The sequence below is a fragment of the Allobranchiibius sp. GilTou73 genome (assembly GCF_021391335.1).
GTDB classification, from domain to species: domain Bacteria; phylum Actinomycetota; class Actinomycetes; order Actinomycetales; family Dermatophilaceae; genus Allobranchiibius; species Allobranchiibius huperziae.
The window spans coordinates 835505-860519 of record NZ_CP090051.1; the positions used below are offsets into that span (position 1 = coordinate 835505).

Annotated in this window: 27 protein-coding genes and 1 pseudogene; 15 read left to right on the forward strand and 13 right to left on the reverse strand. The window is 69.0% G+C overall.

Features of this window, described 5'->3' with window-relative positions:
* Window positions 1–43 precede the first annotated feature (43 nt).
* From sigM to LVQ62_RS04150, 5 genes are read right to left on the reverse strand one after another with little or no spacing between them, the layout of a single operon-like run.
* Entirely contained in the window at window positions 44–607 is a 564-nt protein-coding gene (gene sigM, locus LVQ62_RS04130) for an RNA polymerase sigma factor SigM (protein ID WP_233765477.1), read from the reverse strand.
* On the reverse strand, window positions 604–2277 hold the full coding sequence (locus LVQ62_RS04135) for a protein kinase family protein (protein WP_233765480.1): 1674 nt from the start codon (window positions 2275–2277) through the stop codon (window positions 604–606). Before LVQ62_RS04135 ends, sigM begins: the two co-directional genes overlap by 4 nt.
* A 54-nt stretch (window positions 2278–2331) precedes the next feature.
* Window positions 2332–4263: a murein biosynthesis integral membrane protein MurJ gene (gene murJ, locus LVQ62_RS04140; protein ID WP_233765481.1), complete on the reverse strand. Its 1932-nt coding sequence runs from the start codon at window positions 4261–4263 to the stop codon at window positions 2332–2334.
* Window positions 4256–6601, reverse strand: a complete 2346-nt coding sequence (locus LVQ62_RS04145) for a DUF6049 family protein (protein ID WP_233767642.1) — start codon at window positions 6599–6601, stop codon at window positions 4256–4258. The genes murJ and LVQ62_RS04145 overlap by 8 nt, the downstream gene beginning before the upstream one ends.
* A gap of 10 nt (window positions 6602–6611) precedes the next feature.
* Window positions 6612–7097 (reverse strand): NUDIX hydrolase, encoded by a 486-nt coding sequence (locus tag LVQ62_RS04150; RefSeq protein ID WP_179483375.1) that lies wholly within the window; start codon window positions 7095–7097, stop codon window positions 6612–6614.
* A gap of 66 nt (window positions 7098–7163) precedes the next feature.
* Between LVQ62_RS04150 and LVQ62_RS04155 the strand changes: the two genes are divergently transcribed.
* From LVQ62_RS04155 to LVQ62_RS04170, 4 genes are all read left to right on the forward strand, one after another.
* The gene (locus LVQ62_RS04155; RefSeq protein ID WP_370639666.1) at window positions 7164–8666 is read left to right on the forward strand and encodes a CCA tRNA nucleotidyltransferase; all 1503 of its coding nucleotides are present in this window, start codon (window positions 7164–7166) and stop codon (window positions 8664–8666) included.
* A 227-nt stretch (window positions 8667–8893) separates the two neighbouring features.
* The gene (locus LVQ62_RS04160) at window positions 8894–10150 is read left to right on the forward strand and encodes a cytochrome P450 (RefSeq protein ID WP_233765504.1); all 1257 of its coding nucleotides are present in this window, start codon (window positions 8894–8896) and stop codon (window positions 10148–10150) included.
* A complete protein-coding gene (locus LVQ62_RS04165; RefSeq protein WP_233765505.1) occupies window positions 10147–11301 on the forward strand; it encodes a glycosyltransferase family 4 protein in 1155 nt (384 codons plus the stop codon). The genes LVQ62_RS04160 and LVQ62_RS04165 overlap by 4 nt, the downstream gene beginning before the upstream one ends.
* 68 nt (window positions 11302–11369) lie before the next feature.
* The gene (locus LVQ62_RS04170) at window positions 11370–11891 is read left to right on the forward strand and encodes an AAA family ATPase (protein ID WP_233765506.1); all 522 of its coding nucleotides are present in this window, start codon (window positions 11370–11372) and stop codon (window positions 11889–11891) included.
* A gap of 57 nt (window positions 11892–11948) precedes the next feature.
* On the opposite strand, the gene LVQ62_RS04175 is transcribed toward LVQ62_RS04170, so the two are convergent.
* The 4 genes and pseudogenes from LVQ62_RS04175 to LVQ62_RS17715 all read right to left on the reverse strand — a co-directional run.
* Entirely contained in the window at window positions 11949–12524 is a 576-nt protein-coding gene (locus LVQ62_RS04175; protein ID WP_208052791.1) for a hemerythrin domain-containing protein, read from the reverse strand.
* Between the two features lie 421 nt (window positions 12525–12945).
* Window positions 12946–13290, reverse strand: coding sequence for a YciI family protein (locus LVQ62_RS04180; RefSeq protein WP_233765507.1), 345 nt, complete (start codon window positions 13288–13290; stop codon window positions 12946–12948).
* Between the two features lie 95 nt (window positions 13291–13385).
* Window positions 13386–14192 (reverse strand): RNA polymerase sigma factor, encoded by an 807-nt coding sequence (locus tag LVQ62_RS04185; RefSeq protein WP_233767933.1) that lies wholly within the window; start codon window positions 14190–14192, stop codon window positions 13386–13388.
* 274 nt (window positions 14193–14466) lie between these two features.
* A pseudogene (locus LVQ62_RS17715) lies at window positions 14467–14922 on the reverse strand (hypothetical protein); the annotation flags it as partial.
* Here LVQ62_RS17715 and LVQ62_RS04195 point away from each other — a divergent pair.
* Entirely contained in the window at window positions 14820–15329 is a 510-nt protein-coding gene (locus tag LVQ62_RS04195; protein ID WP_233765508.1) for a DUF2867 domain-containing protein, read from the forward strand. The pseudogene LVQ62_RS17715 and the gene LVQ62_RS04195 overlap by 103 nt on opposite strands.
* 60 nt (window positions 15330–15389) lie before the next feature.
* Here LVQ62_RS04195 and LVQ62_RS04200 read toward each other — a convergent pair whose 3' ends face one another.
* Together LVQ62_RS04200 and LVQ62_RS04205 are read right to left on the reverse strand one after the other, a co-directional pair.
* Window positions 15390–16283 (reverse strand): patatin-like phospholipase family protein, encoded by an 894-nt coding sequence (locus LVQ62_RS04200; RefSeq protein ID WP_233765509.1) that lies wholly within the window; start codon window positions 16281–16283, stop codon window positions 15390–15392.
* Window positions 16284–16383: 100 nt separating this feature from the next.
* Window positions 16384–16602 carry a biotin/lipoyl-binding carrier protein gene (locus LVQ62_RS04205; RefSeq protein ID WP_179483365.1) on the reverse strand — a complete coding sequence of 73 codons (219 nt, stop codon included), beginning with the start codon at window positions 16600–16602 and terminating at the stop codon, window positions 16384–16386.
* 171 nt (window positions 16603–16773) lie between these two features.
* Here LVQ62_RS04205 and LVQ62_RS04210 point away from each other — a divergent pair, with 171 nt between their 5' ends.
* From LVQ62_RS04210 to LVQ62_RS04245, 8 genes are all read left to right on the forward strand, one after another.
* The gene (locus tag LVQ62_RS04210; RefSeq protein WP_233765510.1) at window positions 16774–17661 is read left to right on the forward strand and encodes a hypothetical protein; all 888 of its coding nucleotides are present in this window, start codon (window positions 16774–16776) and stop codon (window positions 17659–17661) included.
* 60 nt (window positions 17662–17721) lie between these two features.
* Window positions 17722–18363, forward strand: coding sequence for a TetR/AcrR family transcriptional regulator (locus LVQ62_RS04215; RefSeq protein WP_233765511.1), 642 nt, complete (start codon window positions 17722–17724; stop codon window positions 18361–18363).
* Window positions 18356–18736, forward strand: a complete 381-nt coding sequence (locus LVQ62_RS04220; protein WP_233765512.1) for a ParA family protein — start codon at window positions 18356–18358, stop codon at window positions 18734–18736. The genes LVQ62_RS04215 and LVQ62_RS04220 overlap by 8 nt, the downstream gene beginning before the upstream one ends.
* 1 nt (window position 18737) lies before the next feature.
* Window positions 18738–19355: a hypothetical protein gene (locus LVQ62_RS04225; RefSeq protein ID WP_233765513.1), complete on the forward strand. Its 618-nt coding sequence runs from the start codon at window positions 18738–18740 to the stop codon at window positions 19353–19355.
* A 195-nt stretch (window positions 19356–19550) separates the two neighbouring features.
* Window positions 19551–20366: a sigma-70 family RNA polymerase sigma factor gene (locus LVQ62_RS04230; RefSeq protein WP_233765514.1), complete on the forward strand. Its 816-nt coding sequence runs from the start codon at window positions 19551–19553 to the stop codon at window positions 20364–20366.
* A gap of 269 nt (window positions 20367–20635) precedes the next feature.
* A complete protein-coding gene (locus tag LVQ62_RS04235; RefSeq protein ID WP_233765515.1) occupies window positions 20636–21094 on the forward strand; it encodes a flavodoxin in 459 nt (152 codons plus the stop codon).
* Window positions 21095–21316: 222 nt separating this feature from the next.
* Window positions 21317–21670 (forward strand): Lsr2 family protein, encoded by a 354-nt coding sequence (locus LVQ62_RS04240; protein WP_370639667.1) that lies wholly within the window; start codon window positions 21317–21319, stop codon window positions 21668–21670.
* Between the two features lie 269 nt (window positions 21671–21939).
* Window positions 21940–22251, forward strand: coding sequence for a hypothetical protein (locus LVQ62_RS04245; protein ID WP_233765519.1), 312 nt, complete (start codon window positions 21940–21942; stop codon window positions 22249–22251).
* Window positions 22252–22314: 63 nt separating this feature from the next.
* Here LVQ62_RS04245 and LVQ62_RS04250 read toward each other — a convergent pair whose 3' ends face one another.
* Complete coding sequence (locus LVQ62_RS04250) at window positions 22315–22584, reverse strand: hypothetical protein (RefSeq protein ID WP_233765522.1); 270 nt, start codon at window positions 22582–22584, stop codon at window positions 22315–22317.
* Between the two features lie 302 nt (window positions 22585–22886).
* On the reverse strand, window positions 22887–23756 hold the full coding sequence (locus LVQ62_RS04255) for a TetR/AcrR family transcriptional regulator (RefSeq protein WP_233765528.1): 870 nt from the start codon (window positions 23754–23756) through the stop codon (window positions 22887–22889).
* Between the two features lie 246 nt (window positions 23757–24002).
* On the opposite strand from LVQ62_RS04255, the gene LVQ62_RS04260 reads away from it, so the two are divergent.
* A complete protein-coding gene (locus LVQ62_RS04260; RefSeq protein ID WP_233765532.1) occupies window positions 24003–24515 on the forward strand; it encodes an Asp23/Gls24 family envelope stress response protein in 513 nt (170 codons plus the stop codon).
* A gap of 40 nt (window positions 24516–24555) precedes the next feature.
* On the forward strand, window positions 24556–24822 hold the full coding sequence (locus LVQ62_RS04265; protein ID WP_233765533.1) for an Asp23/Gls24 family envelope stress response protein: 267 nt from the start codon (window positions 24556–24558) through the stop codon (window positions 24820–24822).
* The last annotated feature ends 193 nt before the right edge of the window (window positions 24823–25015 follow it).

Genomic DNA, 25015 nt, shown 5'->3' on the forward strand with positions numbered 1-25015 from the left:
CGGTTCCCGCTTTCGGTGAAGTTTCTCGCGGTGCGCTGACCGGTCATCGGGCGGCCCCGTATCCGTCGCCCTGCCGGTCGCGCAGCAGCTCGGCCAGCGCCGCCCGACCACGGGCACAACGCGATTTGACCGTGCCCTCAGCGACCTCCAGCACCTGCGCCGTCTCGGCGACCGACAGACCCTGCATGTCCACCAGGGTCAGCGCCAGCCGCTGGGCCTCCGGGATCTCGCCCAACGCCTGCTGTACGTCGATGCGGACCTCGGCGCTGGCGTGCCGGTCGTGGCGATCCGCGAGGTCGTACTCGGGCAGCTCGGCGGTCGGTCTGATGCGCCGCATCCGGTCCAGGCATGCGTTGACCACGATCCGGTGCAGCCAGGTGGTCACCTGGGAGTCCCCGCGGAAGGACTCCGCACGACGGAATGCCGAGATGAACCCGTCCTGGACGGCGTCCGAGGCGATCTCCGGGTCACGCGTCGTACGCACCGCGACCGCCCACATCCGGTCCTTGTGCCGGCGGAACAACTCACCGAACGCGTCGGGGTCGCCCTGGATGTGCGCCCGCAGGAGCTGGGCGTCCGTGGCGGGCACCGCCTCGAGATGGCTCACGAGAAGACCTTCACCTCGGCGATCTGGTCGCGGTAGAGCCCGCCCGAGTACTGGCTGAGGTGGGTGATCCACACGATGACGTACCGCCCCGTTCGCGGGGTGCCACGCACGGTCTGCTCGCCCGAGCCGTTGGTCAGTGTGCCGATCGGGGTGCCCCCGACGATGGTCTTCTTGTTGGTGACGAAGACCTCGATGGTCGTGGGGTTGCCGATCACGTTGATGGAGACGCTGCCGACCTGCTTGCTCGAGCCGAGGTCGAGCAACAGGCCGACGCCGTTCTTGAGGCTTCCGAACGTGTCGGTCCGGTAGATGTGCGTGACCCACATGGTGTTGTTGTCACCGTCGATGGCGCGCCGGGCCAGCTCGTTGTGCTCGTCGCCGTTGCCGTCCGGGTCGTAGCTGGTGATCGAGACGGGCTTGATCGGCGTACCGGACGCCACGGTGGAGGTCGTGGTCGAACTCGGCGCGGAGGAGGTGGTGCTGGTCGGGGACTTCGTCGACGTCGCACCGCTCGCGCCGCTGGATCCGATGCCCCTCAGTCCGTACACCGCGACGACGAGGGTGAGGATCAGCAGGACCGCGACGATGCCCAGCGCAAGGCCGCTGGAGCGGCGGTCGGGCTCGTCGTAGCCGGAGGGCAGGCCGGGTGCCGGCGGTTCCAGGTCGACGAGGCTCGGATCGCGGACCGACATGTCCGCGGGGAGTGCGCCCACGGCGTGCTGCCGGGTCTCGTCGGGATCTCTGCGGCGGGTCGGACGGTCGGCGTCGTCGAAGTAGCGCGTGGCCGCGCCGCGGTGAGGGGCAGGGGCCGCGGCAAGTTCCTCCTCGTCGGCCAGCGCCACGTCGCGTCCACCGACGCCGTGCACCCGTTCGGCGGACCACGGCGAGAGCAGCCGGGCCAACTCGCCGGGAGTGCGCGGACCCCCGTCCTCGACCAGCACCTCGAGACAGAGGGAGTCCAGGTCGGACGGCACCCTGGTGACCAGCGTGGAGGGGGCCGGAACGGGGACCGGACGGTCGCTCGACCCTTCGTCGGATCCGGATGCGGATCCACCGCTGCTGCCGGTCGCGCTCGGCAGGCCGGGCACCGCCGCGGCGCCCGGCCATCGACCGGTGAGCGCGGCGTACAGGATGCGCACCAGGTCCTTGGTGTCGGTGCGCGAGGCCACCGACGGCGGGACGTCGTCCAGGCCCGCGAGCGCGCCGTCGGTCGCGACGCCCAGCACCGTGATGGCGCCGTCGCGGGAGCGGACGATGTCGTGCGGGGTGAGCATCAGGTGGTGCAGACCACGGGCGGCCGCGGTGTGCAGCCCGGTGGCGGCCTCACCGACGATGCGGCGGGCCTCCTCGGCGGGCAGGGTCTGGAATCGCAGCAGGTCCACCAGGGACTCCGCGTCGTGCACTCGCTCCGTCACGACGTACGACGTGCCGTCCTCGGTGCCGACGTCCAGGATGCGCAGCAGGTGCAGGTCATCGACGCCGGCCGCGCGGCGGGCGCTGTCCAGCGCTGCCTCGGCGTGCGGGTCGTCGGCAGGGAACGTGATCGCCGTGACGTCGCGCGCCAGAGTGCGGTCCACGGCGTGCCACTGGCGGCGGGCGCCGGAGACGGCGACGCTGGAGGTCAGCTCGTACCGTCCGGCGAGCGCGTCCCCCTCGCTCGAGTGCTGCACGCGTGCTCCTGCTCCTTGGGCGATCGCGGCCGAGCCGCGAGTTCTGGCGGAAGTCTAGGCGGGGCTGCGCCCAGTTCGGCTGAGGCGGCTGGTCACCGGCGCCAACAATGCCTCGATCTCGCGCACCTTCAAGGCGCGAGCCACCACGACGTACACGACCAGGAAGAACACGCCGCCGATCACCAGAGCCGCGAGTGCACCGGCGACGGGCGCGTGGATGACGTGACCGAGACCCCATCGCACGACGAACGTCACGAGAGCGGCCGCGACCGCCGCTGCGGCGAGGCGGCCGTAGGTGCGCGGCACACCCGGCATCGGCAGACCGCCGAGGCGCTTGCGCAGCCAGTAGTAGCCCGATGCCGACTGCGCGACGTAGCTGATCGACTGCACGAGGGCCACGCCGGTGCCGACCCGTTCGGGCGGCAGGAGCGCGCACAGCAGGGTGAGAGGCACGGCGACCGCGGTCCCGAGGAACTGCATCATCAGGGGCTTGACGGCGTCCTCGTACGCGTAGAGCGTGCGTTGCACGATCACGTTGAGCGCCAGCGGGAAGCTCCCCAGCAGCATCGCGATCGTGGCGCTGGACAGTCCGGCGACCGCGACCGATCCGCTGTTGTGGCCGTAGAGCAGGGCCAACGGCGGGATCAGCGCGAACGAGCCGATCGTCACCGGGATGACGGCGACCCCGCACAGGCGTACGGCGGTCGCGACGTCGTCGGTGACCCGTGTGGTGTCGCGGTCGTGGGCAGCGGTGGAGATGCGGGTGTAGAGCGCGGTGATGAGGCTGACCGTGACCAGGGAGTGCGGCAGCATGAAGAGCAGGAAGGCGGTGGACTGCACGATGCGTCCGGGGTACCTGCCCGGGAGGTTGTTGAGCACGTTGGTCGTCACCAGCAGGCTCGCCTGCTGCACGAGGATGGCGGAGAACGCCAGGCCCGCGATCTTCCCGGTCGAGCGCAGCCCCACGCCCCGGAAGTGCATGTTGGGCGTGAAGCGGTACCCGGCCCGCCTCATCGGGATGATCAGCACCAGCGCCTGGGCGACGATCCCGATCGTGGTGCTGCCTCCGAGGACCAGGATCATCTCGCCGGTCCAGTCGCCCGGTGCGATGTTCGGGCTGAAGCGCGTCATGAAGTAGAGCAGGCCGAGGATCGAGGCGATATTGGCCAGCGCCGGCGACCACATGAACGCACCGAACCGACTGCGGGAGTTCAGCACCTCGCCGAAGATCGTGTAGACGCCGTAGAACAGGATCTGCGGAAGGCACAGCAGGCCGAACAACCAGCCCAGGTGCAGCGCCGCGGGCGAGCCCGTCACGTCGTAGATGCGGTAGAGCGGGTAGGCGAAGATCAGGCAGATGGCGGTGATCCCGCCGAGCAGCAGCAGGGCGAGCGTGACCAGTCGGTCGGTATAGCCCTTCCCGCCGTCCGGATCCTTCAGGGCCTTGGTCAGCTGGGGGATGAGTACCGCGTTGAAGACGCCGCCGGCCAGCAGCAGGAACACCATGTTGGGCAGCGTGTTGGCGGTGTCCCAGATGTTCGCGGCGTTGGCTCCCTGGCCCTTGCTGACCGCACCGAGCGCTGTCAGCAGGAGGTAGGCCCGCAGGAACCCGAGCATGCGGGACACCAGGGTGCCGGCGGCCATGATCGCGCTCGAGCGGGCGACTCCCGCGTCGCCCGCCGTCTTGTCCGGCGTACCGGTCGGGGCGGCCGACGGCGGTCGGGGCGGTGCATCGCGCAGGGAGGCGCGGGTCGCGCCGCGGGGCGGACCGGCCGCCTGGCGCACGACCCGCGCGGAGCGCGTGTCGACCAGTCGCGGCTCCAGGATGACGGTGCCGGAGAAGAGGTCGAGCGACGACTCGTCGCCGCGCGACCGGGAATACTGCGCGCCGAGGCTGGGCCGCGACGACGACCCGTCCGGCTCGCGCGGGGGCGGCGCGGCCGCGTCGTACCGGGTGCCAAGACTGCGCCCGGAGGGCTCACTCATGCGGATCCTCCCCGGCGCGACGGTCGGTGGTTGCAGTCTCGTCACCGGGGCGCGGCGCTGCCGCGGTCGGGCTCGGTGTGCTCGCTACGATCGCATCCCCAGGGGTGGCAGCGCGAGGCGGCGCGCTGCCTGGTTGCGGCGCCACGTCCTGCTCGGCGCGCGGGCCGCGCCGGATGCTGCGGACGACCCCGCCGATGAGGATGAGTCCCGCCACCGCGCCGAGGGCCCAGTAGATCCATGTCGCGGTGGGGCGCACGTTGACCTGCAGGTTGGCCTTCGTGCCGCGCGGCGCACCCAGTTCGACACCGTTCGCGGTTTCGATGACGGCGTCCACCGGCACCGACCCGGACCCTGCGGCCGCGACCTCCGGGCGCACGATGCCGAGCCCGCCGGCGGGCAGCGAGATCGCCGGTGCCTGGCGGCGCACCTTCAGCTGGATCGCGCGCGGCAGCAGCACCACCCGCACGTTGTGGACCGGGCGGTTGAGCTTGTTGACCACGTTGATGGACAGCGCTCCCCGGTCGGTGAAGAAGTTGACGGGGGAGGTGCTGACCGACACCAGCGACAACAGGCTGGCGAGCCCGGCGGCGCTGTACTGCGCCGAGTGGGTCGCCCCGGCGGTGTAACCCCGCCACCGCGTCGATCCCAGGTTGTCGACCAGACGCAACCGGTCGGAGATCACGTCGCCGGAGTTCACGAGCAGTGAGTTCAGGCCGGACAGTTGCCGACGCTGGGTGCCGATCCTGGTGAGGAACGCCTGCGTGATGGCGGTGGTTCTCGGTGCGGGGAAGGTCACGGCCGTCCGCTGCGACCGCAGTGTGTCGGGTGCGGCCGATCGGGCGATCCGGACGGCCTCCGTGCCGGAGCGGTCGGCCAGCCACGGCGCCTTGCGTGCAGCGGAGATGATCGATGCGAGCTGAGAGGCGGCCGCGCCGGCGGAACGGGGTACGACGATCGCGAGGGAGCGCGAAGTGGCGGGTCGCTCCTCGTAGACCGCCAGGCTCTGCGCCAGGAACTCCTGGGTGCGCAGGCCGATGTCACCGCTGGCCGCACCGACCAGTGCGCTCAGTTGCTGGTCGTAGAGGAGCAGACCCGCCGTGCCGGTGGCGGATCGTTCGGCGGTGCCGGTGATGTCGCCGGTGTCGGAGGCCGCTTCCTTCGGCAGGATCACCACCGGTGCCGCCCGGTGCTTCTGCGACCACGCGTTCGTGATGGTGCGCAGCACCGTCGCATCGACACCCGATGCGGGCCAGGCCACCGAGGTGGAGCTCACCGCAGCCATGTCGGAGGGCAGCGACCGGCCCACCTCCTCGCGCATCAGCTGTTCTCCACGGGTGCCCGACGTCGCGAGCGCGGACAGGTCCGGGTCGTCGTACGGCGTCCACAGCACCGACTGGTACGAGGGCAGCGAGGCCAGACGGGTACGCAGCTGCGCGGCCAGCGTGGCGGCCGGGTCGGTGCCGGTGCCGGTCGTCCCCGAGCTGCCGCTCGGGGACGGAGTGGATGACCTGCTGCCGGAGGAGGTGGAGCCCGCTGAGGAGGAGGACCCGGTGGCGCCCGACGACCCCCTGGTGGAGGAGCTGGAGGTGCCCGTGGGGGCGGCGCTCGAGGTGGCGGCAGGCACGTTGCGGTCAGCGGCCGCCGGCGGCGCGATGACGGCCGGGTCGATCACCCAGGTCACCGGCTGCCCGGCCAGGGCGCGCAGCATCGTGTCGATGCGCGACCCGGTCCCGATCGCGTTCTCCCAGGCGGCCGTGCGGGCGCTGCCGGTCGGTCCGAAGAGTGCCGAGTCCGCAGGCAGCATCAGCGGCACGAGCCAGGTGACGTGCATCGGAACGGCCGGGGCGGTGCGCACGAACGACAACGTCGTACGCCAGGTACTCAACGGCACACCCCCGACACCGTTGGACAACGAGATGGACAGCGGCAGGTTGGCGTTGCTGTAGCGCAGCGCCAGCGCATCGGCGGGAATGGTGAGGGTGAACTGCTCGAAGCCGCCCGCGTTGAGGGAGCCCGGCCGGGTCGATGCCCGGTTGCGCGTCAGCACCTGTGATGTGCCGGCGTTCCAGGAGCGCACGGAGCTCACGGTGTCCAGGTCGGTGGTGCCGAGCGAGGCGGTGAGCACCGGCGCCGTGAGTGCCCTGCTCCCGGCGGTGAGCGACCCGGTGATGGTGACCGGCTTGTCGGGCGCCGCCACCGTCGGGCTGACCGCGGTGATCGCCACATCGGGGTCGAACCCGCTCACCGCGTGTGTCACGGCCGAGGCGGTCGGGACACCGACGAGCAGGCAGGCGAAGACGAGCAATGCCGCCAACAGCGCGGCTCCCCGGGTCAGCATGGTCACCGGCTCAGGCAGTTCCCGCGAGGTGCTCCCAAGCGGTGTGGGCGATGCGCCGTTCGTTGGGGAAGGTGAGGCGTGCCGCGACGTCCTCCAGGAGGAACCACTGCGCATCGATCGCCTCGTGGTCGGGGTCGTTCTCGATGGAGATCTCCCCACCGAGCGCCTCCAACAGGTAGTGATGCACCCGCTTGTGGATCCGGAACTGCGGCGTGCTGAACCAATAGTCGATCGTGCCCAGGGTCAGCAGGGCGCGACCCATGATGCCGGTTTCCTCCTCGACCTCGCGAACCGCGGTCTCGGTGAGGGTCTCGCCGGGCTCGACGTGCCCCTTCGGCAGGCACCACTCGAGGCGCCCTGCGCGGTTGTGTCGCGCGATCAGGGCGATGTAGGCACGGCCCTGGGCGACGTCGATGACGACACCGCCGGCCGAGATCTCCTCCACCGCGGGGAGTCGGCGCTGATGCCGGCTCGCGGGAAGGGGATACAGCGTCATCTCTGCACTGTAACCACGGGGTGGCGCGAATTCGAGCATGTCCCCGCGTCCCCTACCCTGGCGGGCGTGGCACCACCGGCATCACCCGAACGTCCCGACCCGTCCGAGATCTCGCGGCTGCACGAACTCGCGGTACGGCGGCTGGCCCCGGTCCTCGCGACGCTGCGGGAGCTCGGCGAGCTCTTCGAGGCCGAGGGACACCAGCTGGCCCTCGTCGGTGGGCCGGTGCGCGACGCCTTCCTCGGCCGCGATCTGACCGACGTGGACCTGACGACCTCGGCCCGCCCGGACCAGAGCGAAGCCCTGCTGACGGCGTGGGGTGCCACCACGTGGGACATCGGCCGCGCGTTCGGCACCATCGGCGGTCGTCGGCACGGCGTACAGGTCGAGATCACGACCTACCGCGCCGATGCGTACGACCGGCAGACCCGCAAGCCGCAGGTGTCCTTCGGCGACTCCCTGGAGGAGGATCTGCGCCGTCGTGACTTCACGGTCAACGCGATGGCGCTGCGCCTGCCGCAGTTGGAGTTCGTCGACCCGTACGACGGCCTCGCGGCGCTGGCCGCGCGGATGCTGGACACCCCGGCCACCCCGCAGGAGTCCTTCGCGGACGACCCGTTGCGGATGATGCGGGCGGCCCGCTTCACCGCGCAGCTGGACTTCGAGCTGGCGCCGCGGGTCCGCGAGGCGATGACCGAGGCGGCGGCGCACCTGTCGATGGTCTCGGCGGAGCGGGTGCGCGATGAGCTGGTCAAGCTGCTGCTCGCACCGGACCCGGTCAAGGGCCTGCGCGTCCTGACCGAGACCGGTCTCGCTCAGGTGGTCCTGCCGGAGCTGCCGGCCCTGCAGCTCGAGGTCGACGAGCACCACCACCACAAGGACGTCTACGAGCACTCCCTCACCGTCCTGCAGCAGGCGATCGCGCTGGAGGGCCCGCGCAGTGTCGACGGGCTGGGCCCGGTGACCCCCGTTCCGCGACCGGATCTGACGCTGCGCCTCGCCGCGCTGCTGCACGACATCGGCAAGCCGGCCACCCGGCGCTTCGAATCGGGCGGCGGCGTGTCGTTCCACCACCATGAGATGGTCGGCGCCGGCCTCACCCGCAAGCGGATGAAGGCGCTGCGCTTCGCCAAGGAGGAGATCAAGGACGTCACCCGCCTCGTCGAGCTGCACCTGCGCTTCCACGGGTACGGCGGCGGCGAGTGGACCGACTCGGCCGTGCGCCGTTACGTGACGGACGCCGGACCGCTGCTGTCGCGACTGCACCTGCTCACCCGCGCTGACTGCACCACCCGCAACCGGCGCAAGGCGGCGATGCTCGCGCGTACGTACGGCGACCTGGAGGTCCGGATCGCCTCCCTGCTGGAGCGGGAGAAGCTGGACGCCGTGCGCCCCGAGCTCGACGGCAACCAGATCGCGCAGGTGCTCGGTATCGCGCCCGGCCCGGTGCTAGGCCGCGCGTACAAGCACCTGCTGGCCTACCGGCTCGACCAGGGCGAGGTCGGCGAGGACGCCGCCGCCCAGGAACTGCGCCGCTGGTGGTCCGAGCAGCCGGAATCCTCCGGCTGAGCGCGACGCGGGGCCGTTCGCGCGCAACCTGAGCAACGCGACAGGCAGGTGCGCGTAAGGTAGCTGCGCCTCAGAAGATCTGAGCGGGGGCGCTCCGTCCCCGAACGTATGGGGTCCTGGTTGACGCCAGTGCGGCCGACAACGCGATACCGGCGAGCGCACGAGACGCCGAATGGGAGAATAGTTTCTTGGTGCCCGGGTGGCTGCGACGTACGGTCGCTCGCAAAGTGCTGAGGACGTCCGCGTCCCGGCGGTTCGGCCTCTCCGCCGTCACGGTGCTGCCGAAGAAGTTCTTGATGCCGCTGCGGCGCGAGGGTCTGGACCCGATGCCGCAGCTCGCCCAGCAGCGCGTCGCGGAGCCGGTCACCAGGTTCGGTCGGGTCTTCGGCATCACATTGTGGCTCGTGACCGGGTACGAAGAGACCCGACGGGTCCTGGACGACCGTGACAGCTACAGCACCGACATCCGTCCGTTCATGGGCGCCGGTTCCTCCACCGACATCGGTGGCCTCGGCTTCACCGATGCTCCCGAGCACACCCGCCTGCGCAAGATGCTCACCCCGGAGTTCACCGGGCGCCGGATCGCCGCGTTCCTGCCGAACGTCGAACGGATCGTGCAGGAGCAGCTCGATCGGCTCGAGGCGCAGGACGGCGTGGTCGACCTCGTATCCGACTTCGCCTTCCCGGTGCCGTTCGCGATCATCTGCGAACTGCTGGGACTTCCGGTCGAGGAGCGTGAACGGTTCCGCGAGCTCGGTCGTACGCGTTTCGACGTCAACGGCGGTGGCCAGGGCACGTTCGGCGCGATGTCCGACACCCAGGAGTTCCTGCTGGACGAGGTGCGTCGGCAACGGGTGGCGCCCGGGCCCGGTCTCATCGGCAACATGATCCGTACCCACGGTGATCAGATCGACGACGTCGCCCTGGCGGGCCTCTGCGACGGCGTCTTCACCGGCGGGTACGAGACCTCCGCGAGCATGCTGGCCCTCGGCGCCCTGGTGATCCTGCGGCGACCGGACGCAGCGGCCCTCGCCCGCGACGACGCCGGCCTGGACAGGCTGATCGAGGAGTTGCTGCGCTACCTGAGCGTGGTGCAGATCGCGTTTCCCCGGTTCGCGTTGGAGGACATGGACCTGTTCGGGCACGACGTCGCGAAGGGCGACGTGGTGATCTGCTCGCTCAGCGGGGCCAACCGGGACGCGTCGTTCGGGGCGGACTCGGAGATGTTCAGCACCGACCGCCAGCGCCAGTCCCACCTCGCCTTCGGACGCGGTATCCACCGGTGCGTCGGCGCCGAACTCGCGCGGATGGAGATGCGCGTGGCGTTCCGGGCGTTCGTCCGTCGTTTCCCGGACGCCGTGCTCGCCGCCGAGGCCGGCAGCCTGAACTTCCACGACCTGTCGATCGTGTACGGCGTGCAGTCGCTGCCCGTGCGCCTCGGCGCCATCACCACAGCGCACACCATGTCCGAGGTTTCCCAGTGAGAATCATCCACGTCGCCGACTCCTTCCCGCCCGACGTCGGCGGGATCGAACGTCAGGTCGAGACACTCGCGCGTCGTCAGACGGCCGAAGGTCACGACGTCACCGTGATCACCGCGGTCGCCGAGCAGGGAGCGGTCGACCGGGACCTGACGGTGGCGCGCGCCGCCGAGGGCCGGTGGCTGACCGTCGCCTTCCCGTGGCGCAACCATGCGATGGTCGCCGACCTTCTGGACGGCCCGCAGGTCGACATCGTGCACGCGCACTTCACCGTGGTCTCGCCCCTCGCGACCTTCGTGACGCGCGAGGCGTCCCGTCGCGGGATCCCGGTGGCGATCACCGTGCACTCCCTGTGGTGGAAGGTCGCCATCGCCACGCGCGTGTCGACCCTGCCGTTCGGGTGGGGACGGATGCGGGCGGCCTGGTCGGCCGTGAGCACGGTGGCCGCCGAGCACGTGCAGCGCACACTGCTGTCGGTCGACGAGGTCTCGGTGCTGCCCAACCTGGTCGACACACCGTGGTGGGTGAACCCGCGACCGGTGCCGGCGAAGGAGACCCCGCAGCGCGAGGTCCGCCTCGTGCTGGTCGGCCGGTTGAAGAAACGCAAACACGTCGATGAGTTCCTGGACGCGCTCGCCGAGGCCCGCAAGCAGGTCCCGCCCGGCACCCGGGTGAAGGTGAGCATCCTCGGCGACGGACCCCGTCGCAAGGACCTGCTCGCGCAGGTGGAGCGGTTGGGCCTGTCCGACTGGGTCCACTTCCTCGGCTACCACCCCTCCGGCGACATCAAGGACGTCTTCCACGAGAGCGACCTCTTCGTCGCCTCCTCGCGACAGGAAGCGTTCGGCATCGCCGCGCTCGAGGCGCGCTCCGCGGGGCTGCCCGTCATCGGCTACCGCCCCAACGGACTGTCGGACTTCATCACCGACGGCGTGGACGGCGTCCTGGTCGCTGACGGCGCCGGGATGGCCGACGCACTCGCGACGCTGATCGGTCGGCCGGACGAGCTGTACCGGTTGCGTGTGAACGCCGCGACGCTGCCGCCCCGGGTCTGTCCCGAGGACGCGGTGCGGGCCGAGACAGAGCTCTACGAGCGGGCCCGCGCGATGCACCCCGGACGTCGGCGGCCCGTCGTGCGGTCCGTCGTCCGCTGACCGACCCGGTCGCCGAATCGATGAACGCCCGAGCGGATATCGCGGGCGACGCGGCCAGACTGGTCGTGGTGACGGGGCCGCCCGGCGCCGGCAAGAGCACGGTCACTGCTCTGCTGTCAGGTGGTTTCGAGCGCAGCGCCGCGATAGCGGGTGATGCCTTCTTCGCGTTCCTCGATCGCGGTTTCGTGCCACCGTGGGAGGCTGCGGCCCGCCGGCAGAACGACGTGGTGCTCGAGGCTGCGGCATCTGCGGCCGGGCGGTACGTGCGGGGCGGGTACTCCGTGGTCTACGACGGCGTCGTCGGGCTGTGGTCTGTCGATACCTTCCTCGCCGCGACCGGCCTTGACGCTCTGGACTACGTCGTGCTCCTCCCGCCGCGACACCTGTGCCTCGACCGGGTCCGGAGCCGGGTCGGGCACGGATTCGCCGACCTGGACGCCGCAGCACACATGTACGGCGAGTTCGCCGATGCCCGGGTGGACGCGCGTCACGTCGTCACGAGCGTGTCGGACGCGCCCACGATCGCGGCGACGATCCTGCAGACGTTGCCCACCGGTGCGCTCCTTCGCGAGCGCGCCTCCCGTGTCTGACCACGGCGACCACCGCCCGAGGGCCGAGCGGACGGCGATCGGCGTCAGGAACCGGCGTCAGCTGTTCTCGTCGACGTAGTCCTGCGGGTCCTTGTCGACGACCGGCACACCGGTGACGTTCTCGGCCTCGTACGCCGCGAACCGCACCGCGATGTCGTGCCGGGTCTGCAGGTCCACGTGCATCCGGAAGTCCTTGAGGCCCTCGTGCTCCTCCTCGCCCATGTGCTCGTCGTTGGCCTCACGGGCGTCGTTGACGCCCTTCCACCACTCCTTGGAGCCGGCCGCGGCATCCCGTGCGGCCAGGATGCCGTCGCGGATGTCGTTGTGGTCGCCGATCGCGTCCTTGGTCTCGGCCACCTCGCTGGCGTCGCGTAGGCGCTCGCCGAGTTTGAGCAGCTCGGGATAGAAGTAGATCTCCTCGGCCTGGGCGTGCACCTCGAGCATCGCCGCGAGCCGGGTCCAGAGGACGCCGAGGGTCGCGGTGTCCGCCGGGTCCACGTCGTCGAGCATCGCGAACATCCGCCGCTGCTCGTGGTGGTCGGACAGGATCAGTTCGCAGATGTCCACCGCGTCCTCCTGGGTAGGCCCTCGATCGCACATGGTCGGCCGTTCCGCGTCTTCGAGGTCGGCCATCCCTGATGCTACGGCGCCGCGTCCTGCCTCTGACTCCCGCAGGCCGTCGTACGCGGTGATGCGCCGGAGTCGACTCGCCCCCGGTCCCCCTGTCGATCCGCAGCCTGGCCGTGACACGTCGTGATGGAGGCGAAAACCCCTGCCTCTGAACAGATCACGGACCGGATTGAGCGTGGTCGGCGGTCTCCGCACGGAGATCGGCCGGGGCGCGGGATGGAGGAGTCATGTTCAACCAGGTGTGGTGGGAGACCGCCGCCCGGGCGTGGACCGCCCGGGCGGCGCGTAGAGCGGACGGGTGGAAGCCGCGCAGTGCGCGTGAGATTGACGAATGCGTTCGCCGGGCGCGGCACGGGGAGCTGACGAGACCACCGGGGTGGGAGCGTTGGGACCGGGTGCGGTGAGCGTCGCGACTCGCGGACGGCTAGGACCCGTCGTCCTCCAGTGGCCAGAACTCGCGCAACTCGATGCGTCCACCGCGCGCCATCGGGTGCGCGGCCGCGGCCTCGACGGCGTCGTCCAGGGTGGCGCAGTCGAGGATGTCGAAGCCGGCGAGCCACTCCTTGGTCTCGGCGAACGTCTCGTCGGTGACCATCGTCTCCCCGTCGCGCACGCGCACCAGCTTCGCGGTCGAGGGTGGGCGCAGCCGCTCGCCCATGACCCACTGGCCGCGACCGTTCACCTGCGCGAACCAGTCGTCGATACCCGTTTCCGGGGCGTCCGAGGTGTCCGGGTCGCCGTCGACGACGACCATCATCAGGTACTTCATGCGGGGCACGTCCTTCGTGTGTGAACGGATCGGTCATGGGGTCGATGCTCGGCGGCCCCCGGATCGACACCGGCGGGAGACCGTCTTCGACCCGATCAGTGCACGGGGGGCAGTCCGTCGATCCGCTCCTGGAAGAAACGCGCCTCGACGTCGTTCGCGGTCAGCAGCATGGCCTCGCGGTAGCCGGCAGCGGCTTCCTCGAAGCGACCCAGGCGTCGCAGCATGTCGGCCCGGGCGGCGGGCAGGTAGGTGTAGGTGGCCAATGCCGGATCCGCCAGCAACGGTTCGAGTGCCGCCAGACCCGTGTCGGGTCCGGACGCGAAGCTGACGGCCACCGCACGCGCGAGTGCGACGACCGGGGTTGGCCAGTGCTGCTGCAGCACGTCGTAGAGGCCGACCATCTGTGGCCAATCGGTCGCCGCCCAACTCGGTGACGTGTCGTGCACCGCTGCGAGAGAGGCCATCACGGTGTAGCGACCGCAGTCGCGCTGACCCGCCGCCGACGCCAGCAGCCGCAGGCCCTCCCCGATCCGGGCCTGGTCCCAGAGCGACCGGTCCTGACGTTCCATGTCGATGGCCGACCCCTCGGCATCGGTCCGTGCGTCGCGCCGAGCCTCGGTGAGCAGCAGGAGCGCGAGCAGCGAGGTGGTCTCCGCACTGCGGGGCAGGAGTTCGTGCAGCATGCGGGCCAGCTGCAGAGCCGCGTCGATCAGATCGACGCGAGTCAGCCGGTCACCGGAGGCGGGCAGGTGGCCCTCGTTGAAGACCAGGTGCACCGTGTCGAGCACCGAGCTCAGGCGTTCGTCGAACTCGTGCGGCTCGGGTGTCCGGTACGCGATGCCGGCATCGGCGATCTTCTTCTTGGCCCGCGTGATGCGTGCCTGCATCGTCGGCTGCGTCACGAGGAAGGCCTTGGCAACCTCGCCGGAGGTCAGGCCGCACACGAGGCGGAGGGGTGAGAGCCACCCGGGCCTCGGGTGACAGCGCGGGGTGGCAGCAGGTGAACATCAGGCGGAGCCGGTCGTCGGGCAGCTGGACGAACGCCGTGCCGGCCGCGGGGTCGACGGGTACGTCCTGAGCGTCCGTGTGCAGGTGCGGCAACTTCCTCGCCAGGGTCGCGTTACGTCGGTGCACCTGCAGCGCGTTGCGCACCGCCACCGTCGTCAGCCAGGCGCCGGGACGGTCGGGCACACCTTCGTCGGGCCACTTCAGCAGGGCGGAGGTGAACGCCTCCTGCACGCAGTCCTCCGCGATCTGCAGGTCACGCACGACCCTCAGGGTGGTCGCCACCACCTTCGCCCACTCCTGCCGATACGCATCCTCGACGGCAGCGACCGCCGAAGACCCGGCGGTCACCGGTCCGTCCGCTCGTACATGACCTTCTCCACCTCGGCCGGCGTCGTCATCGCTGCTGTCTCCATCACGTTGCAGCACCTCCCCGCGGATCGACAACCGATCACCACCCGGAACCTCGATCTGCGGAGGAGTATGTGCAGGATCCGGATCGCACGACGAGGGGCAACGATGGCATGGTGACGGCACGAACGGCCGACCGGCGCGGGGGAGTGCGCCGCCTGACCGGCGCTGACGCCGAAGGTGCGGGACATCGGGCGACGAATGGGGACTGGGCACAGGGTTTCGCGGTGGCGCTGGCGCAGGATGGCCCTCGGTCGGGCGAGCAACTGGCCAGGGCGATGTTCGAGGGTGCCCCCGCTCCCGTACGCCGGCTCCTCGGAGCCGGTTGGCGGCTCGTGTTGGGGCTTCGTCTGCTGCCCGCGGCGTCGGACCGCGCCATCGTCGGCTGGGCCATCAGCAGCGCCACGGACGAGGAGGTGGTCCTCACCGCGGACTCACGACTGCTGACAGCGGTCAAGATCGTCCGCAGGGACGGTCCGGAGCTGATCGCCACGACCTCGGTGCGCTACGAGTCGAGGTGGGGCCGCCTCGTCTGGCCCGTCGTCCTGCCGGCCCATCTGGTCATCGAGCCGTACCTCCTCGGACGCGCCGCACGTTCGCACCTCGCATCCGGGGCCGGCTGACCGCGGCGACTCCACTCCGAAGAACCGCTGCGCTCGCGGCTGGCACGGGTACGCCGCTCCTCAGCACCAGAAGTCGAGGAGCCGGGGTGCAAGGAGCCTGCCCTGCTCGTACCCGGCTTCCGCCGCCACCGGGCGCAGCGAGAGATCCATCGCGTTCGTGCCGAACAGGTGCTCGGAATCGGGATGCGGGAAGACCGTTTCGACTCTGCTGCCGTGGGCCCGCAGCTCCTCGACCTGCGCGGCAAGGTGCATCCCCCACTCCGACGGGTGCCGTGATCTGCCGCCGAACGGCGAGAGCACCAGGACCCGCGCGTGCCCCTGCGCCAGGTCGGCGTTCTCGTTGCGTCGGTAGCCACCGTTGATGTAGCGGTCATCGCCGATGCGGTACGGCGGGACACCGAAGCCGTTCGACGTGCTGGCGGCGACGGCGTCCACCAGGTCCACCCCGCTGTCGCGGTCGAACACGACGGGTTCACCGGTGCGCGCATCGACCGCGGGGATGCGCAGCCACCGTTCGGGCCAGTGCTCACTCGGCAGCCGAGCGCCGACGACGGTCCGCCATTGCATCGCCGCTCCGTCGGCCGGATCCGGTTCTGCCGCAAGGGCGGCCGCGCCCATCCTGCGGCGCATGTCGGCCGCGTCGGTGGCGGCCTCGATGACGGCGTCCGTCCTGTCCATGTGGTCCCGGGACGGCCCGGGCCGGGCAGGGCCGCGCCGGGGTCCGACCGACGGCGCCTGCGGCCGGCGCGCGGCGGCACGGATGTCGGCCAGCAGTTCGGTCGGGGGGACCCCACTGGTGATCTGCGCCGCCGCGGTCGACCCGGCCGACGTCCCCACCGTCAGGTCGGCCCGGGTCACATCCAGCCCGGCCTCGAGAAAGCCCGCGACGAGTCCGATCTGCCACGCGTTGCCGACGGAGCCACCGCCACCCAGGACCACCGCACGCCCGTTCATCCCGGGAACGCTACGGAGCCGACCCACCTGCGACAACGGAGTTTCCCGCTGCCGATATGCACGCCGCCCGGGCACAGCAGAGCGGGATTCAGCCCCCGCGTCAGCTGAGCACGACGAGGATCTCGCCCTCCTGAACCACGTCCCCCGGCGAGACCCGAACCGCCGCAACGGTGCCCGCGACCTCGCTGAGCACCGGGATCTCCATCTTCATCGACTCCAGGAGCACCAGCTCGTGGCCGATCTCGACGTGCTCACCGACCTCGACCTGCACCTGAGCGACGTTGGCGACGAGGTCGGACACGACTTCCTGGATGGCCATTCGCCGATGATGCCACCCGCACGGGAGTACCCGCGCGTATGGCGTGTGCCCGCCCGCTCCCGATCGCACGTCACCCCGCGTACATGACAAACGGCACCGCGCGGCGCGATCGGTCGGCGTACCGTCGAATCAGGAAATCCGGTGGTGCATCGGGCACGAGAGGTGAGGGTCATGGTGGACGCGATCACGGGTGCGGGCCTCGTCGTGGTGAACGTCGCAGCAGGGGTGGGGACCGCGATGTACGCCGGTACGGCGTTCGGTCGTCGACCGAACACGGTGCGCCGCTCGGTCGTGGTGATCATGGTGCTCTGCGCGCTCGCGTTGCTGGGTGCCGGGTGGGTGGCACACGCAGGCGCCGGAATCTCGCTCGCCGCATTCGCCACGGTGATGTTCGCATCGCCTCACAAGGTCGTTCGCCGGATGGTTGTGAGCGTCCTTGCCATGGTCGCGTTTGCGCTAGTGGGCGCTCACTGGGTGATAGGACCCATGGCGTGGTTGATAGCCATCGCCATCGTGAGGCTGTTCGGCTGCAGCCGCGGTCGCGGTCTTGGTTTCGGCGCGTCGAGCCGGAGGATGGACTGGACCGCCGAGAGGCCCCACCGCGTGGATCTGCGCAAGGAACCGGTCGACGCCGTTCCGCCGCAGACTGCTCCCACGCCGAGCCTCGCGATGTACCTGTTCGACGACCGGGTGCCCGCGGCGGCCCGTGACAAGCTGCGCCTGATCAGCGAACGGGCTTGCGCGGCGAGCGAGTACCTGACCCAGCAGGGCCGTGGGTCCGGCATCGACGCGATCGAGGTGGAGCGCATCCGCGACGACTACGCGCCCGGGGCGGTCCGTGGCTACCTGGCCCTGCCGCCCTGGTCCGCCCAGGGCACTGTGCTGGCCGACGGCAAGACCGGTCTGGAGTTGCTGATCGACCAGCTGGATCTGCTGGAGCACCGCTTGCAGGAGATCCAGGAGTCGGTCGCCCTGACCGGCGGTGAGGAGTTGCTGACCCACGGTCGGTTCCTGAAGGACCGCTTCCCGGACCGGGGCGAGGACGACCTGCGGATCTGACCGCCGTCCCACCTGCCGGCGACGACCGCAGGCGGAGCGGCACCGAGCGAAAGGGCGAGCATGGCGCGCACCCGCCCGTATCGCGCCCAGACGCGGCGCAAGGTGCTCGACGCGGCGTACGTCGTCTTCGGCGAGCGCGGCATCGCCGGCACCTCCCTGGAGCAGGTGGCCGCCGCGGCGGGGCTGACCAAGGGTGCGGTCTACTCCAACTTCCGGTCCAAGGACGAGTTGGTGCTGACCCTGATGGAGGAGCACGCGGCCGACCGCATCACCAAGAGCCTGCAGGCGATGGAGGTCGACCTCACCCCGTCACAGGTCGCGCACCAGGTCGGTGTGGTGCTCGCCCAGGAGATGCGTGCCGACGCCGGCTGGCACCGGTTGCTCGCGGAGTATGCCGCCTTGACCCGTAGGGATCCGGCCGGGGCCGAAGGCCTGCGACAGGGTCGACGCGAGGTCCGCGACGCTGTGGCCGGGGTGTTGGACCGACTCGTGGAGACGTTCGGGGTCACCCTGCCCATGCCGTCCGCCGATCTGGCGATCGTCGTCCTCGCGCTCGGCAACGGCCTGGCGCTGGAGACCGAGATCGAACCCGACGGGGTGCGCGACGACCTGTTCGCCCAGGTGCTGGGCATCATCGCCTCCGACGTCGTCACGGTCGTGGCCGACACCGCCGCGGATGCCCAGGACGTCCCCGTTGGCTGACCTGAACACGTTGATGCACAACGCGTTGGTCGCTGCCCAGTCGGCGATTGTCGTCACCGCGCCGGCGTTTCTGGCCAGTGTGGGACTGTCGACGTTGCTGGGCACGATCGAGGAGATCCGCGGCTACTACAACCCGCAGCTGAAGGTCGGGGGAGTGGTGGTCAACGGGTACGACTCCCGCCGGGTGGGTCATCGTGACCGGTTGGCGGAGCTGGAGGCCAGTGGTCTTCCGGTGCTGGACCCCGTCATCCCGCAACGCGCCGCGATCCAAGACGCCACCGACAGCGGGTACGGCCTGGATCAGTGGCCCGGCGGGTACCCCCTGGCTGACCTGTACCAGCAGCTGTTCCGCGCGATCACCAAGGAGATCTGAGATGGCCAGGCCACCCGCTCGCAAGAGTAGTCTCGCCGGGTCCAGCTACTTCACACCCGCGCCGGCGGCGCCCCCCGTCCGTGAGGCAACCGCGACGCCGGCGACCAGCGCGCCGGCCGCCGCGGAACAGACCGCAGCGCCGCGGTCATCGCGGGGGAGTAACACCCATTCATCGGCAGCACCGGCGGGCACCCAGCGCATCGCCACCTATTGGCCGCACCACGCGCTGCTGCCCCTGGCGCGCGGCGCGTATGTGGCGGACCTGCAGCGCGTCCCGGGAAGCCCGGACAGTTTCGCCCGGTGGATCGGCCAAGCCGTGCGCGACTACGCCCAGCTGACCACGGCGGGCCGAGAGCGCGCCGCGCTCGAGCCAGTCCCAGAAGGGGACGGCAAGACGCTCGCGCGGCCGTTCAACATCCCCACTGACGACGTCGAAGCCATGCACCGCGCCCAGCGGGTGGACCTAGAGCACAACCAGGTGCGCTCCCGCAGTGAGTTCATCACCCGTGCCATCCGCGCGGCCATCGCCACCGCACGCGAACGCGCCGGGGGAGAGCTACCGGAGGTGAAGGGCCGGCTGCCGGGACCCGCCACGCGTCTTGGCGTCCCGCCTGCATAACTTGCACTGCGGGCACATGTTGACCATCTAGCACTCAAACAGACGCATGTTGTTTGAACCCTGATACGGGCTGTCCGCCGTCAATTGGGTGCCGCGTCGGCTATATGCCCGATGGACTCGACTAGACCGTCGTCCATCGCCAAGGACGGAAGCGCGGAGACAGAGCATGTCAGAGCCGACCGCGATACTGCAGACGTGATTCATGACTCGAAACTTGGCGGCGCAGGACAGACTGCGTCCGCTGATCGAGATGCGCGCACCGCCACATTGCTGGAGCGGGCCCGTGTTTCTTCGCGCAGCGCGTCGGCCGAGTTGCTGCGCGCAGACGCGATTGAGCTGAACATCGCGCTGGCCACCTCGATTGCTCGGCGGTACACGAACCGCGGCGTAGAGCTGGATGACTTGCGGCAAGTGGGGCTAGTGGCATTGGTCTTGGCGATCGACCGGTTCGACCCGAAGCACGGGACCCGGTTCACCCCATTCGCCAGCATCACCATCCACGGGGAGCTGAAACGCTACCTGCGCGATCACGCGTGGGCAGTACGACCGCCACGGAGGCTGCATGACCGGTACAACGAGATCAACGGCATCGTTCACGAACTGACCCAGAAGCTGGGTCGATCTCCCAGCACCGAGCAGATCGCTCAGTCGATGGGCCTCACCACCGCACAGGTGCAGGAGGCCCGTCATATTGCCTCGAGCTACACCGCGACCTCATTGAATGCCTTGGTAGTCGACCAAGGCGACAACGTCGCAGGTGACGGGCTGAACCTGGGCACCGTGCCCAGCATCGAGGCGCGGTTGACCGCCGTACAGCTGGGCCAGGCCATTGCCACATTGGCACCACGAGACCGATTGATCGTGCAACTGCGGTTTGACCAAGACCTCACGCAACGGGAGATTGGTGAGCGGCTGGGCATTTCTCAGATGCAGGTCTCGCGACTGATCTCCTCGTTAATGAACCATCTGCGGGACGTCCTAGGCGGCGGACCGGCGTCCTGCCCCAGCTGAAAACCCTGGCCAGTGACAATCGTGGGCGAGCAGCAACTGCACGCACCCGGGGGAGTGGTCCGATAGGGACTATCCACGCCCTGGGGTCGGGGTTGTCGAAGCATCGGCGTCCATAGTCCCAGCTGGGCTATTGGGCGTCACTATCGACCATGGCCAAGCCACCGAACCCTGCGGCAGATGTACAAAATTACGACTCAAACCATCTTCCCAAGTACTGCTGAGTAACCTACGGTGAGGAAGGTCCCATTTCCTGCGAAGGCGGTAATGTGATGGCCACGATTTTGGTCAGTTCCTCCCGGTCAGCTCAGGGCAACACGCGACGTGTTGCGACGACGATCGCGGCATACCTGAACGCTGACGTCATTTCACCAGCGATGGCGACCGGGGAAGTTCTCGCCCGCGCGGACCGCATTGGTTTCGGCTCAGGCATCTACTGGTTGGGGTTCGATCAGGACTTGGTCCACCAGATCGAGCGGCTGCCGCCGATGCCGGGTAAAGACGCGTTCGTCTTCGCTACCAGTGCCCTGCCGCAGCCGCCGTTCCGTCAGTACCTCCGCCGGTTCCGCGACCTTCTGGAGGACAAGGAGTTCCGCGTTATCGGGATGTTCGCGTGCCGAGGGGCCGCGACCTGGGGTCCATTCAAGATGGTCGGCGGGGTCAGCACCGACCATCCTGATGAGACGGACTTGATCGCGGCACGTGCTTTCGCGACCCGGCTGGCACCGTGACACCGCTACATCACTTGGGGTTGAGCGGCTGATGGAGCCCTGGGTCCTCTCACAGACGTGGTCCCTGGGTAACTAGCTACTTGCTGATGTGGGGGAGTGGACGTGTCAAGGTGGCGCGCACGCAGGTAATTCCCGCCCGCGGTCGTGAAGCGTTCAGTCCCTAGTGGCAGGATCACATCATCGGAAAATACTCCGAGCCCATTAGTAGCGGCATTATTTGTGATGGAGGGGTTGCTCTTGGCACAGCGGGTTCAGATCATTCTTGAGGACGACATTGATGGCAGCGACGCGGCTGAGACGGTGCAGTTCGCCGTGGACGGGGTCACGTACGAGATCGACGTGAACGAGCAACACGCGACGCAGCTGCGGGAAGCGTTCGTCAGCTGGGTGGGCGCGGCCCGGAAAGTTCGCGGCGCCGCGTCCAAGCGCAGCCCCGGCGGTAGTGCTGCGGGATCTAAGACGGATCCGGAGCTGCTGAACAAGATCCGTGAGTGGGGCCGGGCCAACGGGCACCAGGTCAGCGACCGCGGCCGCGTGTCGAAGGCACTGCAGGACGCCTACCACCAGGCCCATTAAGGCGGGATAGCGATCGCGCCCATCGGGCGAGGGGCCCTGGTGCACGGGCCCAGCGCGGGCTGCTACGCGCACACCAGGCGGTTTCATCGGGTCTTGCACCCGCGCGGGATCGACCCGAACCGTGGTGGTGGGGGAGGGCTCCGCGTCTGGGGTATACGCCCAGGATGTGCTGATATTTTCCGGCGCACTTCCACCTCCATGAGGGTTTGTGGGTGCACGTCCGCATTACTGGTACGACAGAAGGATCTTCAGGCAATGGGAGCGCGCCCGTGACGGCGAACATCAACGTGCTGCGACTTCGGATGAGCCGAGCCAAGAGACGCCAAACCGCCACCAAGATCGCAGCCGACGCCGCATCCTTGATCGATCGTGGCGACCGAACGGTCACCCTCAGCGTGACCAACCGCCGCACCTTGAACGCCTTCGGCAAACGCGCCGGATCGTTTCAGCCGGAGACCCTGCGCCGACTCGAACAACGAGTCATGACTGAGCTCTCGACAGCGCATCCAGGCCAGTACGTCGTCCACGCTCGACGCTGCGAGGACAGCAGCATCGAAGTCCAGATCGACACGGCGACCTAAATTTGCGCGACCGAGACGTTTGGGTGCGGCAGCCGTCCCAGCAGGGCTGCGCACGCGGCATGCTCAGCTGACGACGTTGGGTTCGCTGGGGGCGATTAGCTTCTCGCGCATGACTGCAGCAGATTGATCCCACAGGGCTGCATCTACGCGGATGACGACAAGGACCCGGTCCAACATCCCCGTGCGGATACGCACTCCGCGGTCAAGAGCAAGCTTGCGTACCACTTTGCGCAGTGCGTCTACGTCGGTGCTGTCGTCACAGCGCATCGCGCTCTGGCCCTTGGCGAGGGCGCGTTGGAGCAGTTGCTCAGCAAGGTCAGCCGTGGCGTTCATAGACGTCAGTGTCGGTCGATGCTGCTACGCACGCCAGGGCCAGGCGTGTCTCATTGCTGCTGTAACTTGTCATAATCGCCGTTATCGGTTATTTGCTAGACGAGGCTAGATTGCGACTCTCACAGCTAACTTCGGGTATGACAGGGCCCGCTCCGTCCGGGACGTGCCCAGCTACGCGCGACCTGATCAGCGTGACGATCTACGAGTTCACCACCGGAGTTGACGCCAGGAAGCCTGAGTTGGGCCCTGTGCAGTGTGAGGGTCATGTGGTGCAACCTCGCCCGCCACCGGCGATGGCCCGGTTAGGTCTGCGTCGCGGAAGGCTGCGTCGCGGAAGGCTGCGTCGTGGTCGATAGCTCGTCCTGGATGCGGTCCAGCAGGATCTGCAGTCCCGCGGCGAACTCTTCTTCGAAGTGGTCTTCGGTCAGACCCTGGCGGAGGCGATGAATGACGGGGTAGTCGGCGGCGTCGACACCGATCAGTTCGCTGGTGGCGTTCGTGTCGGCGTGAGCAAGTGCGTGGCGGTCGGCGGTAGTTCGTGTGGGGCTGATGGAACCGGGGACGGGATCGGCGGGGTCGACCGGGTCGTGAGACCCGGTGTCATCACCGGTTTGGAAGGACCCGTCGCCTGGTTGTGGGTCATCCAGGACCATGGCGCTGGTCTCCAGCAGGAGGTGACCGAGCAGGAAGCTGTTGAAGGAGCGGTAGGTGAACAGGACCTGCTCGTCTGCGAACCCTTCGTCGGAAAGGTTTTGCAGCATTGCTTCGATCCAGCGCAGGGACCGCAGCGGCGGGTTGATCCACGGGGCGGCGGGAGGCCGGGTGGCCACCAGCGGGAACGCGTGGGGGTGAGAGCGGGCATAGCGTCGCACGCCCCAGGCCAGATTGGTCAGGTACGAACGCCACCCGACGACGGCGACCGGCTCATTCATGGTGGGGTCATCGTCGAGTTCGTTGACGATGTGGTCCACGACCGCGTCAAACAGGTCCTCACGGTTATCCACGTACCTATACAGCGCCATCGCCTGCACCCGCAGCCGGCGGGCGACGGTGCGCATCGTGGCCGCTGCGATCCCTTGGTCATCGATGAGAGCCACGGTTTCAGACACGATTAACTCGAGCGACAAACGATTCCGAGGGTTGCCGGCGGTCCTCGTCGGTGCATCGTTCATCGCACTTCCTGACCCCTCTCTGCCCCTGAAAACCCTGCGCTATGCGGGGTTTCGTGGTGTCAGTGGATCGTACTGCGATGCGGTTGCGGCGCTTGTGTACAACGTACGCTGATCGGTATACGTTGTATACAAGTCGGCTTTGCCGGCGGACCCGAACCGATGCACCCGTCCAGTTGCTGGTAGGGCTGAGGGTGTTGGTCCGGCATCTAACTCCCCCTTGATCCTGAAGCTTTGAAAGGCATCCTCATGACTGACACGTCCGCTGGTTCTTCCCCTGGTACGACTGCCACGTCCTCGGGGTCGGGTAAGTCCTCCTCGAACAAGCCCGGGTCGCAGGTCGCAGCCCAGGAGAACAGCAGTCCGTTGGTGACCTCTCAGGGGCGTACCTCGATCGCGGACACGGTGGTGGCCAAGATCGCAGGGATCTCCACCCGTGAGGTCTCTGGAGTTCATGCCCTCGGCGGCGGAGCGGCCCGCGCCGTGGGCGCATTGCGGGACCGGATCCCTGGGTCACGCACCAACCACTCCCAGGGCGTGACCGTGGAGGTCGGAGAACGTCAGGCCGCGGTCGACATCGACCTGGTCGCGGAGTACGGGGTGGCGATTGCGGACCTGGCTGCCGGGGTGCGCCGTAACGTGATCAGCACGGTGGAGCAGATGACCGGGTTGGAAGTGACCGAGGTCAACATCACCGTGCACGACGTGTTCCTCGACGACGGCAGCGACGACGATTCGCAGCAGCAGTCACGTGTCGAGTGAGCCCGCGCAGCCACCGGCTGGGTCCTCTCAGGTAGCGGATGTGATCGCAGCTGCGGTGCTGGCCACTCCCGGTGTGCACGGCTTACACGCCGGTGCAGGCGGTGAGATCGCAACGTACCTGCCCGGGCGACGCGTGAGTGGGGTTCGCCAACTGGAGAACGGATACGACGTCCACGTGGTGCTGGCCTGGGGGTACCCAGTGATGGGCACCGCGGAGGCGGTACGCGCCGCGGTGCAGCAGGTGGTGCCCGGCCGGGTGGACGTGACCATCGCCGACGTCGCCGCTGCGGGTGAGCACGACTCGTGACCCCTGAGGCGGATCGCACCGATCAACACGCCGCTGCGCGGCGCGCAGTCGCGCGACGCCTGCACCCAGACCTGGGCGGTGACCCGCAGGAGTACATCGCCGCCATGGCCAGGGTTGACCAACAATTCGCAGCCCCTGCATCGCCGGGTGCCCCACGTGCTGCGCAGGGCGGACCCGTGCCGCACATCGTGCG